General features: G+C 43.7%; 11 protein-coding genes. 7 read left to right on the top strand and 4 right to left on the bottom strand.

Features of this window, described 5'->3' with window-relative positions; all coding sequences use genetic code 11:
• Nucleotides 1-52 precede the first annotated feature (52 nt).
• On the top strand, nt 53-844 hold the full coding sequence (locus RH85_RS07325) for a PhzF family phenazine biosynthesis protein (protein ID WP_006711576.1): 792 nt from the start codon (nt 53-55) through the stop codon (nt 842-844).
• A 23-nt stretch (nt 845-867) separates the two neighbouring features.
• Here the strand turns inward: RH85_RS07325 and RH85_RS07320 are convergent, their stop codons facing one another.
• Nucleotides 868-1,791 carry a LysR family transcriptional regulator gene (locus RH85_RS07320; protein WP_006711575.1) on the bottom strand — a complete coding sequence of 308 codons (924 nt, stop codon included), beginning with the start codon at nt 1,789-1,791 and terminating at the stop codon, nt 868-870.
• A gap of 424 nt (nt 1,792-2,215) precedes the next feature.
• Between RH85_RS07320 and RH85_RS07315 the strand changes: the two genes are divergently transcribed.
• Together RH85_RS07315 and tdh are read left to right on the top strand one after the other, a co-directional pair.
• Complete coding sequence (locus RH85_RS07315) at nt 2,216-3,409, top strand: glycine C-acetyltransferase (protein WP_006711573.1); 1,194 nt, start codon at nt 2,216-2,218, stop codon at nt 3,407-3,409.
• A 128-nt stretch (nt 3,410-3,537) separates the two neighbouring features.
• Nucleotides 3,538-4,569 carry an L-threonine 3-dehydrogenase gene (gene tdh / locus RH85_RS07310; protein WP_006711572.1) on the top strand — a complete coding sequence of 344 codons (1,032 nt, stop codon included), beginning with the start codon at nt 3,538-3,540 and terminating at the stop codon, nt 4,567-4,569.
• Between the two features lie 220 nt (nt 4,570-4,789).
• On the opposite strand, the gene RH85_RS07305 is transcribed toward tdh, so the two are convergent.
• Complete coding sequence (locus RH85_RS07305) at nt 4,790-6,391, bottom strand: long-chain fatty acid--CoA ligase (RefSeq protein ID WP_006711571.1); 1,602 nt, start codon at nt 6,389-6,391, stop codon at nt 4,790-4,792.
• Between the two features lie 397 nt (nt 6,392-6,788).
• On the opposite strand from RH85_RS07305, the gene yecR reads away from it, so the two are divergent.
• Complete coding sequence (gene yecR, locus RH85_RS07300) at nt 6,789-7,106, top strand: YecR family lipoprotein (protein ID WP_006711570.1); 318 nt, start codon at nt 6,789-6,791, stop codon at nt 7,104-7,106.
• A 48-nt stretch (nt 7,107-7,154) separates the two neighbouring features.
• Here yecR and RH85_RS07295 read toward each other — a convergent pair whose 3' ends face one another.
• Nucleotides 7,155-7,376, bottom strand: coding sequence for a hypothetical protein (locus tag RH85_RS07295; protein ID WP_006711569.1), 222 nt, complete (start codon nt 7,374-7,376; stop codon nt 7,155-7,157).
• Nucleotides 7,377-7,614: 238 nt separating this feature from the next.
• Nucleotides 7,615-9,246 carry a methyl-accepting chemotaxis protein gene (locus RH85_RS07290; RefSeq protein WP_006711568.1) on the bottom strand — a complete coding sequence of 544 codons (1,632 nt, stop codon included), beginning with the start codon at nt 9,244-9,246 and terminating at the stop codon, nt 7,615-7,617.
• A gap of 593 nt (nt 9,247-9,839) precedes the next feature.
• Between RH85_RS07290 and RH85_RS07285 the strand changes: the two genes are divergently transcribed.
• The 3 genes from RH85_RS07285 (at nt 9,840) to RH85_RS07275 (ending at nt 12,980) form a co-directional block, all read left to right on the top strand.
• The gene (locus RH85_RS07285) at nt 9,840-11,048 is read left to right on the top strand and encodes a NupC/NupG family nucleoside CNT transporter (RefSeq protein WP_006711567.1); all 1,209 of its coding nucleotides are present in this window, start codon (nt 9,840-9,842) and stop codon (nt 11,046-11,048) included.
• Between the two features lie 181 nt (nt 11,049-11,229).
• Nucleotides 11,230-12,459 carry a peptidase T gene (pepT, locus tag RH85_RS07280; protein ID WP_006711566.1) on the top strand — a complete coding sequence of 410 codons (1,230 nt, stop codon included), beginning with the start codon at nt 11,230-11,232 and terminating at the stop codon, nt 12,457-12,459.
• Nucleotides 12,460-12,512: 53 nt separating this feature from the next.
• Nucleotides 12,513-12,980 (top strand): DM13 domain-containing protein, encoded by a 468-nt coding sequence (locus RH85_RS07275; protein WP_174269571.1) that lies wholly within the window; start codon nt 12,513-12,515, stop codon nt 12,978-12,980.
• The last annotated feature ends 26 nt before the right edge of the window (nt 12,981-13,006 follow it).

Raw genomic sequence — 13,006 nt, 5'->3', positions numbered from 1 at the left:
TTTGCTCTTAATCGAAGCGAAGCCTGTCTAGTCAATAAGGAGAGAGTAGAAAATGGAACTTGAAATGTATATTGTCGATGCGTTTAGCAATCAACAGTTCAAAGGTAACTCAGCGGCTGTTGTGCCAGTGAAAGAGTGGCCCTCGAATGAGTTAATGCAAAACATCGCAATGGAAAACAACCTATCTGAGACGGCATTCATCAAGCAAGAATCGGTAAATCAATACGCTATTCGTTGGTTTTCTCCGTTAACCGAGGTGGCCTTTTGTGGTCATGCGACGCTAGCTGCGTCTTACGTACTCTTTAATCTTTGTGAAAGCCAGGGAGAGTTAGAGTTTGTTACCAATGAAGTAGGTTCCCTTTATGTTAACTGTAAAGGTGATGGGCGAATTGAAATGAGCTTTCCAAATCAGGCCCCAGAAAGGGTTGAGCGGGCGCCTGAAGCGCTTTTACAAGGTTTATCAATAGAGCCAAGTTACGTGCTAAAAAATCGCCAAGCCTATTTTGCGGTTTATGATGATGAACAAGATGTTTATCAAGTTAACTATGACTCTGAGTTATTGAAACAACTGGCGCCTTTGGATGTCGTTGTCACGGCCGCAGCAGAGAAATATGATTTTGTTTCGCGCTACTTCTGGCCAGCCAACGGTGGTGATGAAGATCCCGTCACCGGCTCTATTCATACAGGGTTAGCGCCTTATTGGGGAGAGCGCTTAGATAAAAAAGCGTTATTGGCCTTTCAAGCGTCAGCGCGTGGCGGCAATTTGTATTGTCAGTTAGTCAGCGATAGGGTGCTTATCTCAGGCTTTGCCAATCTATACCTTAAAGGAACTATTTACTTGTAGAGATTGTTACTTGCAAAGATAGCTTAATTAGTTAACTTTGTTTGCAAATGCTCGATGGCAAAATCGATAAATGCCCGAACTCTGGCGGGCATGTACTGCGTCTGTGGATACTGCATTGCTATCGCCCCGTGATAATTACTTTTTAATGTCCACTCACTCAGTACCTCTATAACATCGCCTGCTGCTAGCGCTTCTGCGATAACAAAATCGTGGAAAATACCAATCCCTAAGCCATTCTTTACACCACTTAAGCGCATTTGTGAGTGGTTTACCGCGTATCGTCCTCGAACCGCGATTGAGTGGAACTCATCGTCTTTAAAGAAATCCCAGATATGGTCACGTTCGGTTTCTGCTAAATATAAACATTGATGTTCAATGAGCTCTGTCGGGTGGTTCGGCATGCCAAACTGTTGAATGTATTCTGGACTGGCGCATAAGCGTAAATGCGTTTGGCCGATTTCTTTCAATACAAGATTTTCATCGGGTTTGTCGGTCAGTTTGAAGGCAATATCAATACGATCGCGCAATAGATCAAATTGTCCATCTGCAACACGCAAACGTAATTCTATTTCAGGATATTGTGCTAAAAAGGGTAGCACCAAAGGCTGCAATACTGAGTTAAGAAATGCTTCTGGCGCCGCCACGGTGATGGCACCGCTTGCTTCGGTGTGATCGCTGGTGGATAACTCGATCGCTTGTTGCGCAGCATTGACCATCAGTAGGGCTTGGTCATACACTTTTTGCCCTGCCGGAGTAATAATCAGTGAGCGTGTTGTGCGCTCAAACAGCTTGACGGACAGTGCTTTTTCTAAACGAGTAATCAATTTACTCAGAGCGGATGGAGTTACGTCCAAAATTTTTGCGGCCGCAGTAAAACTGCCTTCATTCACAATAAGAATGAATGAAGCGAGGTCTGGAAGTAGGGCGATAAGACGGTTGTTGATCATAATTATTCACATAGTAATATATTTATAAATAAGGATTTTTTGCGATTTGCCTCTCGGTTTTGAACCAATTCAAAGACTAAGGTATCCCCAACGACAACAGACGAGGAGACCAGAATGCTTTACGCCGATACGATGCTCGACCTTTGGTCGATACTCGAAAATATCCTATTATTTATTGCCGCAATCATGTTGCTTGCCGGCGTCCAACTCGGGACACATAGCGCTCAGTAAAACTGATTTGTGCCTCAGATTCAATAATGTTTTTCCACCTAGTGGGATAATGCAATTTCTTGTCCTAGATTACACTTAACCGATGTAGATTGATTGGGCGTTTAAGCCTTAATCAATCTAGCATCTGGCCAACGTACTATTTATAAAAAACGCGCTAGATGCCATTTATAAAGACAATGATAAGGAATTGACGATGTCCTCTGCATTTTACCAACAGATCCAGCAACAAATTGAAGATGTTAAGGCTGAAGGCCTTTATAAATCTGAGCGTGTAATTACTTCGCAACAGCAAGCGCAAGTTAAAATCTCTACAGGCCAAGAAGTATTAAACTTTTGTGCCAATAACTACCTAGGTCTTGCTAACCACCCTGCGCTTATCGAAGCGGGTAAAGCGGGTATGGATGAACACGGTTTTGGTATGGCGTCAGTTCGCTTTATTTGTGGTACTCAAGATATCCATAAAGAGCTTGAGCAAAAGCTATCTCATTTCCTAGGCAAAGAAGACACCATCCTTTACACCTCTTGCTTTGATGCTAACACCGGTCTATTTGAAACGATTCTTGGTGCAGAAGATGCCATCATTTCTGATGCGTTAAACCATGCTTCAATCATCGATGGCGTACGTTTGTGTAAAGCGATGCGTTACCGCTACTCAAACAACAACATGCAAGAGCTAGAACAGCAATTGATCGCCGCAAAAGAAGCGGGTGCTCGTCATACTCTTATCGTTACTGACGGCGTATTCTCAATGGATGGTGTGGTTGCCAACCTTCCTGCTATTTGTGATCTTGCAGATAAGTACGATGCACTTGTTATGGTTGATGACTCACACGCAGTTGGCTTTATGGGCCCAACTGGTGCCGGTACGCCTGATTACCACAATGTGGTTGACCGTATTGATATCATCACTGGCACACTAGGCAAAGCTCTAGGTGGCGCATCAGGTGGTTACACATCTGGTAAAAAAGAAGTGATCGATTGGCTTCGTCAACGTTCACGTCCTTACTTGTTCTCGAACTCAGTGGCTCCTGCGATTGTTAACGCATCACTACGTGTTCTTGAATTGCTGCAAGAAAGTGGCGATCTACGTACTCATTTGTGGGAAAACGCTGCGCACTTCCGTACTCGTATGGAATCTGCAGGCTTTACTATGGGTGGTGCTGATCACGCTATCATTCCAATCATGCTGGGTGATGCCAAAGTGGCGGCAGAATTTGCAGAGCGCTGCTTAGAAAAAGGCATCTATGTTGTTGGTTTCTCATTCCCAGTAGTGCCAAAAGGCCAAGCGCGTATTCGTACACAAATGTCAGCCGCGCACTCTCGTGAACAGCTAGACCGTGCGATCGATACCTTTATCCAAGTTGGTCAAGATATGGGCATTATCTAATTTAGCCCAGCTTTTGCTCTTAACAGTGACGACAATATCGAGTCGTCACTCTTGAGAGTCGACTATGTTGTGATTGAGATATGAATTTTTTTGCTGCGCACAGAGCGGAGCAATATTTGGTGAATAGAATGAAAATTAAAGCATTAGCAAAGCTAAAGCCTGAAGAAGGCATTTGGATGACGGAAGTGGACAAGCCAGAGCTTGGCCATAATGATCTTTTAATCCGTATCAAAAAGACCGCGATTTGTGGCACCGACGTTCACATTTACAAGTGGGACGAATGGTCACAAAAAACCATCCCAGTACCAATGGTTGTTGGCCATGAGTACGTGGGCGAAGTGGTTGGTATTGGCCAAGAAGTTCGTGGTTTTGAGCTGGGTGATCGCGTTTCAGGCGAAGGCCACATCACTTGCGGCCATTGCCGTAACTGTCGTGGTGGTCGTACTCATCTATGTCGTAACACTATTGGTGTGGGCGTAAACCGTACTGGTTGTTTCTCTGAATTCCTAGTGATCCCTGCGTTTAACGCTTTCAAGATCCCTGCCGATATTTCAGATGATTTGGCATCTATCTTTGACCCGTTTGGCAACGCTGTTCACACTGCGCTTTCATTCGATCTTGTCGGTGAAGATGTACTGATCACCGGTGCTGGCCCAATCGGTATCATGGCAGCTGCGGTTGCGAAACACGTTGGTGCTCGTCACGTTGTGATTACTGATGTGAACGAATACCGCTTAGATCTAGCGCGTAAAATGGGCGTGACACGAGCGGTTAACGTGGCGAATGAAAGCCTAGAAAGCGTAATGGAAGAGCTTGGCATGAAAGAAGGCTTCGATGTCGGTCTTGAAATGTCAGGTAACCCAATGGCGTTTAACTCAATGTTGAGCACCATGAACCACGGTGGTCGTATCGCTCTGCTAGGTATTCCACCATCAGATATGGGTATCGATTGGACACAAGTGATCTTTAAAGGCCTTGTGATTAAAGGTATTTACGGTCGTGAGATGTTTGAAACTTGGTACAAGATGGCTTCGCTAATCCAATCAGGCTTAGATTTGACGCCAATTATCACTCACCACTACAAGGTTGATGACTTCCAAGAAGGCTTCGACGTCATGTGTAGCGGGATGTCTGGCAAAGTTATCCTTGATTGGGAATAACAAAGGCTAGGGGGATAGGAATTAGGTGCTGCCTTTTCTATTGTGCACCTTATGAAGGCGTTAAAAGGGATATGTAACCCATTTAATCCTTCAACTATCCCTGAGATATCCCCAAAAATGCCCCAAGAATATCTTGGGGCATTTTTATTGCTTACAGCCAGCGGCCATTCAGATTATGTAGCGCTAGTGTGTGATGGTATCGAAATAAAAGAAATACGGGCTACAGATGTAACCGACGTAGTTCCTTCTTATCCACTTTACCTACACTGGTTTTGGCGATGGTATCGACAAACTTCACTTTCAATAATAGAGCCTCTCTGGCTAGGATACCTTTACTAATAAACTCTTTCGCAAAGCCAAGCAGTTCTTTCTCTGTTACCTGAGCACCATCCTTGAGTGTCACAAGCGCAAGCGGCACTTCGCCCCATTTGTTGTGTGACATGCCAATGACTGCAACTTCTGAAACCGCTCGGTGCTGGTGGATAATATCTTCCAGTTCTAAAGAGCTTACCCACTCGCCAGAGATTTTAATCATGTCTTTAACGCGATCAGTAATTTTGATGAAACCTTCTCCATCGATGGTCGCAACATCACCTGTGTGCAAATAGCCGCCGCGCCATAAAGCCTTAGAGTTTTTATTATCTTTATAATAATTAGGGGTTAACCATGGTGCACGGATTACGATTTCACCACTCACTTCACCATCGTGCTCAAGCTGACACATCTCTTCATCGACGATATGGGCTTCAACCATCGCGACTTTTTTACCGGTTTTGGAGCGGTATTCGGCTTGCTGGTCTATATCGAGTTTGAGGTACTCTTCATTAAGTTGCACGATTGAGAGAATTGGTCCTGTTTCACTCATGCCGTAGCCTGCAAATACATCGATACCTCGTTCTAGTGCCGATTTACACAGTGCTTTTGGTAGAGCGGCGCCGCCAATCACCACTTTCCATTGGGAAAAATCGACCGTTTCTGATTTTGGTGAGCTTAACAATAAGTGCAAAATGGTTGGCACACAGTGTGAAAAGGTAACCTTTTCTTGTGCAATTAAGGCGAGCAACGAATCAGGAATGTATTTGCCTGGGTAGACCTGTTTAACACCAAGCATGGTCGCCATATAAGGCAAGCCCCACGCATGAACATGGAACATTGGTGTGATAGGCATGTAGACATCACCTTGATGAAGCCTGCCCTGAACGGCATTGGTCCCGATAGTGCTGAGTATGCCAAGAGTGTGGAGAACCAGTTGGCGATGCGTGAAGAAAACCCCTTTAGGCATGCCTGTTGTGCCAGTGGTATAAAACGTAGTGGCGACGGTGTTTTCATCAAAGTCAGGGAAGTTAAAATGCGTATCTTCTTGCTTAAGCAGCTGTTCGTACTCGCACTCTTCGTTGTCGCGTAAAACCACATAATGATTGACGGTATCAATACGGCCTTTGATCTGATCGAGAATGGGTAGAAACTCCTCGTGGATCAGTAGAATATCATCTTCGGCATGATCAATAGTGAAGAGGATCTGTTCAGGAGAGAGTCGAACGTTAATCATGTGCAGTTTCGCGCCAATCATGGGAATCGCGAAATAGCACTCTAAATAACGGTGCGAATCGTAGTCCATCACCGCAACGGTATCGCCTTTTTGCACTCCCATCTTGGTCAGCGCATTGGCAAACTGCTTTACTCGGTCATGAAACGTTTGGTAGCTATGACGACGGTGGTTGGCGTAGACAATCTCTTGCTGGGGATCAAAGGCAACTGGAGAAAAAAGTAAATTTTTTATTAACAGTTGATAGTTGGATGGGTCATTAACGTATTGGTTCATATCGATTCTTCGTTATCGTTTTTGTTGATCTTATGGTTTATCAAGCTCGTGAAGTATTCCACGTACTTATTATCATTTAAGAGTGATCTATTCTTCTGTATACCGCAATTATATTAGCTTTCAACTGTTAAGCGGATAAAATTTTTAATTTCAATCAATCAGGCAAGGTTTAAGGAGAAATGAATGGGGAGTTCTAGAGAGCGGCTTTTTTCTTCATTGTAATAGGTGATCCTCGCTCGTAGTGATGATTGACCGAAGGCGTCAGGCTAAGAGAGCAATAGCATGTGGATTTTGCTTGCTCGCAGAGGGTTGATTAAGTGCGTAAATTTAATGATGCAGTGCACAAAAATTTGTGTAAAATGCGCCACCTTTTCAGAATCGTAATACTAAAAAACTAATGAGATTCAAACTGATTATCGCACTGGCGATGGCGGCAAATTTGACGGCTTGCGCAAACCCTGTAAACAAAAACTGGTTTGTGACCGGTGGCAGTAAGAGTGATGCAACAATTACACTAGCTTATGATGAAGGGTTGCTTCAGCAGGCGGTGATTGATGAGCAAGAGGCGTTCTTTATGGCTCAAAATGCCTGTAAAGCTTGGGGGTTTAAAAACGCACAGAGCTTAGGTATTCCTTTAGATAAGTGCGCTCGTCGAGATAAATTGTTTGGCTGTATATCAACACGCTATACCCAAATCTACCAATGCGTTAATTAATCACCAATGCCAGTCTGCCATATGGACTGGCATTTTTGTTTATGTTGTTCAGACATACTCATCAATATTATTCATCCGCATGGCAACTTTCTCACCTTGTAATGTCTTGACTACGATCCCATCAGCGTTGCGAATTTGGATTTGATTTTGTTGGCTTAGCGTCGCGCTAAGACGACTCCCATTGGTATCCAATGAATCGTTGATATAAGCGGTTGCATTTTTTAGATCTTGCTGAATATGTGGCTGATAAATAGCATTGCTGATTTGCATGATTTCACCACTCAATAAATATCGGAAATATAATATTGCTGAAAATATCAGCAGCGTAAATGGCCATCGATCACAATTGAATCAATATTTCGACATGGTCGATAATTTTCATTAGAAAGTCGTCGTGCAAGTTCAAACTTCATAACCGCGTGTTTAATCTCAGCAGTCACAATCCATCCAGTTCGTTGAGCATAAAAAAGCCCAGCGAGTGGGCTGGGCTTTGGTTACAAAAGCGTGTTTATACTTTAAATTCGGCCACTAATTGATCCAAGTGTCGACATTGATCATCCAAACTACTGCATGCGTTATCTGCGCTGTTGACCATCTCAACCATTTGTTGGCTGTTGCCTGCAATGCGATGAATGTTGCCGTTAACCTCATTGGCGACGCTAGCTTGTTCCGTCGCGGCAATGGCGATTTGATCGTTCATGTCGTTAATACTCTCTATCGCAGCACGAATAGTATTAAGAGAAAGTGCTGCAGACTGCGCGGTTGAAATCGTTTCGCTGCTGCTTTGTTGGCTAGAGTCCATCACGGTGACGGCGCGTTTCGCTCCGTCTTTAAGACGTTCAATCATGGCCTGTATCTCACCTGTACTCTGTTGGGTGCGGCTGGCAAGCGAGCGGACTTCGTCAGCAACAACGGCAAAGCCTCGACCTTGTTCACCTGCACGTGCCGCTTCAATCGCTGCATTGAGGGCGAGTAGGTTGGTTTGCTCTGCTATATCGCGAATTACGTCCAAAATGGTCACAATATTACCGACATCACTGTCCAATGTATTGATGACACTGCTAGCGTTACTCACATCATTGGAAAGCGATTCAATTGAACTCACTGTTGACGTAATCGTTGCGTTGGTTGTTTCGGCTTCTTTGTTCGCATTGCGACTCGAATCTGCTGCAACGATCGCATGTTCACTTACCGTTTCAGTAGTCGCTAGCATTTCTGAAACTGCCGTGGCGACCATTTCACTTTCTTGTTGTTGGCTACTACTGAAGTTCGCCATACCGCGTGTGATGGATTTGATATTCTCCATTTCTGCACGAACCGCATTGGAAGATATGACGACTTGCTCAACGGTAGTATGAATTCGAGACACAAAAGTATTAAAAGAGCTAGCCAGTGCACCGAGTTCATCTTTGGTATCAATATCAATACGCTGAGAAAGGTCCGCTTCCCCTTGGCTAATATCGTTCATCGTAACTTGTAGCGACTTGATTGGTTTAACGACAAATCGACTGTTCATCCAAAAAGCGAGTAATGCAACTAACACAGCAAATGCCGCGCCAAATTGTAATGCAATATTTGAGCGAGAAATTGATGCGTTTACTTCAGACACTAATCGATTCTTTTGCACCTCGATGTCGTCTTTGATAACTCCAAGATTGTCACGGATCACTTTAAATTGTTTTTCAATCTGCTGTTCGTTTTGGTTGAAGTAGCCTTCAGCTTGTGAGGGATCATTAAACATTGGTTTGAAAGAATTTAGCCATACCTCAGCGGTTGAGAGCATGGTGTCGTAGTTGATGCGAGTTTCTGCGCTCAGCAAGCCTTGGGAATATAAAGGAAGCGTAGATTGCATACGCGGTATCGCTTTCTTGGCGTTATCAAAATATTCTTCGGTATGGTAAGCAATTTGCTCAGGGTCGCTAACTCGGTAAATATTCATCGCGGCAACCATAACTTGATAAAGGTCGCGATATGCATCTTCCAAATTGGTAAAAGCCGGTAACACACTGGCATTGAGCTGTCGATTTAGCTCTTTTTGATTGTTTGCTTGGTACATCGAAAATAGAGTGGAAAAGAGCAGTGTAGAGAGTACTGCAATCAGAGGAATGCTGACCTTAAAAGAGATGGGAAGGTTTTTCATCGCGAGCGCCTTGTAACTGAATATTAACGTATTGCTGGTTGTTATACGTTATGTTTCATAGCGATTACTATGGCTTACATTGGTACATTAGTAAGATGGAATCCGGATCAAATCAATCAATACTATTAGTAGAGAAATCGACACAATGAACCATTTATCCGTACTTTAGGCGATAAAAAGAACCCCGCGAAATAAGCGGGGATGAAAGTATAGTGGATATATTTAAGGATTTACCGTTGACGTTGTAGTGAACGCTTTGAGTACGTTAACTGTATTAAACATAGAAAAGATGGCGCAGTTTTGTGGAAATAATTATGCAAACAGTTGCTTTTCTGTGTTGTTTTGCGACATAAGTCCCAACAATTGGCAGCGTGTTAGGATTTAACGCAGAAATAACAAAACGTTTGCGTGGTTAATAATTGTTCGCTTGAACGTTTGCGTGAAAATATGTGATGAATATCTCACATTGATGTTTATACTTTCCGCCCGGTTATGAGCATCAGCTCAACCAATTACAAGCCGTCACACGGAATGGTGAATGACCCCACGGACCGGACCAGCTACCAACTCAATGCTTGTAAAGGTAATCTAAAGTGAATGTATTATTTGGTTTAATCGGCGTTCTAGCTCTGATCGGCTGTGCGGTGTTGCTGTCTGAAAGTCGCAAATCAATTAACTGGAAAACAGTGTCGAGAGCGTTGTTGTTGCAAGTGGGTTTTGCTGCTCTAGTGCTTTATTTTCCGTTGGGCCAAGCGGCTTTAACCAGCATGAGTAGCGCAGTGGCTGGATTGCTTTCTTTCGCGGATGAAGGCATCAAATTCCTGTTTGGTGACCTCGCTACTTCTGGTTTTATTTTTGCTGTGCGCGTCCTTCCTATTATTATCTTCTTTAGCGCGCTGATTTCTGCTCTCTACTACCTAGGTATTATGCAGAAGGTTATTGAGTTTATCGGTGGCGGTATCCAAAAATTCTTGGGTACAAGTAAAGCTGAATCTTTGGTTGCTACAGGCAACATCTTTCTTTCTCAAGGCGAATCGCCACTTCTTGTCCGTCCATTCTTATCGCGAATGACCCGCTCAGAGTTGTTTGTGGTTATGTCAGCAGGCATGGCTTCGGTTGCTGGTAGCGTGCTGGGTGGTTACGCCGGTCTTGGCGTGGAACTTAAGTACCTGATTGCGGCCAGTTTTATGGCAGCACCGGGTAGCTTAATGATGGCGAAAATCATTGTTCCTGAACGTGATGTACCGGTTGATCAAACAGAAATTGCCATGGACAAAGCGCAAGAGAGCAATGTTATTGATGCGCTTGCAAGTGGTGCGATGAACGGTATGAAAGTGGCTGTTGCCGTCGGGACTATGCTGATTGCGTTTGTGTCTGTGATTGCGATGGTGAACACTGGCCTTGAGAACATGGGCGAACTTGTCGGTTTGTCGGGTATCACTCTACAAGGTATCTTTGGCTATCTATTTGCTCCGCTTGCATGGGTCATTGGTGTGCCAAAGCATGAAGTGTTAATGGCGGGTTCTTACATCGGCCAAAAAATCATCATGAATGAGTTCGTTGCGTTCATTGATTTTGTAGAACACAAGCAACTTTTATCTGAACATTCTCAAGTTATCATTACTTTTGCTCTGTGTGGCTTTGCCAATATTGGTTCAATTGCGATTCAGTTGGGTTCGATTGGGGTTATTGCGCCAGATCGTCGCGCTGAAGTGGCCAATCTTGGTCTTAAAGCGGTTGCTGCTGGAACATTGGCAAACTTAATGAGTGCTTGCTTAGCGGGTATCTTCATTCTGCTTTAATTAAAAAGTTTATTAGAAAACGCCTCTTTGATAGAGGCGTTTTTTTTACTTTGAATTTGTCTTCAGTGGTCAATAAAAATCGCTTCAACAACAGGAATGATAAAATCATGATTTACAGCAAAATTCTCTGCGATTGAGGGCGTAGTATTAAGCGGATGATTTTAATTGGAAGTCCGTTTTTATGAATAATTTGGTTGAACGCTTTTTACGTTATGTCACTTTTGACACTCAGTCTAATCCTCGTGAAACGCATTGCCCCAGTAGTGAAGGTCAACGTACATTTGCTCATGCCTTGAAACTTGAATTGCTTGAACTAGGTTTGAGCGATGTTTCTCTTGATGACAATGGCTACTTAATGGCTCGCTTACCAAGCAATGTTGATTATCCTGTCCCGGCGATTGGTTTCATTGCCCATATGGATACGGCTCCTGACGCCTCGGGTAAAAACGTGACGCCACAAATCGTTGAAAATTATCAAGGTGGTGATATCGCCTTAGGTAAGGGTGATGAAGTGTTGTCTCCAATTCACTATCCCGAGCTACATAATTTACATGGCCACAATATTATCTGCACCGATGGTTCTACCTTGTTAGGAGCAGATAATAAAGCCGGCATCGCGGAGATTATTACGGCGATGGCCGTGTTGATAAAGAACCCAGATATTGAGCATGGTGATATTTGTATTGGCTTTACACCAGATGAAGAAATTGGCCGAGGTGCTGATTTGTTTAATGTCGATAAATTTGGCGCTAAGTGGGCTTATACGATCGATGGTGGCCCGGTGGGCGAATTAGAATTTGAAAATTTCAACGCAACCAGTGCCGATGTTATTTTTCATGGCATTAATGTTCATCCGGGAACGGCCAAAGATAAAATGGTCAACGCCATGAACATAGCAGCGCGTTTTCAGATGATGATGCCAGCAGAACAAACACCCGAATGCACAGAGGGTTATCAAGGGTTTTATCACCTGAAATCAGCAGAGATGTCGGTTGCTCGTTGTGAGTTGGGGTACATCATTCGCGACTTTGACCGAGCGGGTCTAGAAGAACGTAAAGCTCTCATGCAACGTCATGTGGATAGTTTAAATGCTGAGTTACACAAAGGGCATGTCGAACTTAAGCTAAGTGATAACTATTTCAATATGAAAGAAATGGTTGAACCGTTCCCACATATTATTGAGCTAGCCAAACAAGCAATGATTGAGTGTGATATCCAACCTAATATTAAACCGATTCGTGGTGGAACTGACGGTGCGCGTTTGTCGTTTATGGGATTGCCTTGCCCGAATATTTTCACGGGTGGGTACAATTTCCACGGTATCCATGAGTTCATTACGGTTGAAGGCATGCTGGATGCGGTTAAGGTTATTGTGAAGCTGTCAGAAAAAACCGCACTCAATTACCGATAATACGCTGATTGCTCTAGGATTAAGGAAAGACCTTAATTCCGGAGTGAAAGATGATCAAAGGCGCGTTGCTGTTATTGTCACATTTGTTGATTGGTATAGTGGGCTTTGTGTTAGGTATTTACGCATTGCCCATTCTGACGCAACCGACTTCACCTGAGATCACGGTGGTGGAGCAAGTTTCGAACCATGCACTTTTTACCGGCACATTTCAGCGAGAACGACAAGATAGCGACTTTCTCCATTGGGGAGAAGGATCTGTGTCACTCAGTGACAGTCAGGTCGTTTTTATTGGTGAGTTGGCTCCAGGGCCTGATTATAAGCTTTATCTTTCTCCGACCTATATTGAAACTGAAGCTGCATTTCATGAGCATAAAAATAGTATGGTGAAGGTGGGGGATATCAGGACCTTTGATCGGTTTTCTATCGATCTTCCCGCTGATATTCGGATCGAAGAGTTCAATACTGTCATTGTATGGTGCGAAAGTTTTAACCAATTTATTACCTCTGCACGATATAACTAGCTGGATTTTATCGGCTTAGTGTGGGA

The organism is Vibrio ichthyoenteri ATCC 700023 (assembly GCF_000222605.1).
In the GTDB taxonomy this organism is placed as follows: Bacteria; Pseudomonadota; Gammaproteobacteria; order Enterobacterales; family Vibrionaceae; genus Vibrio; species Vibrio ichthyoenteri.
The sequence above is the reverse complement of the archived record's forward strand: the minus strand, read 5'-3'. Positions and strand labels throughout refer to the sequence as shown.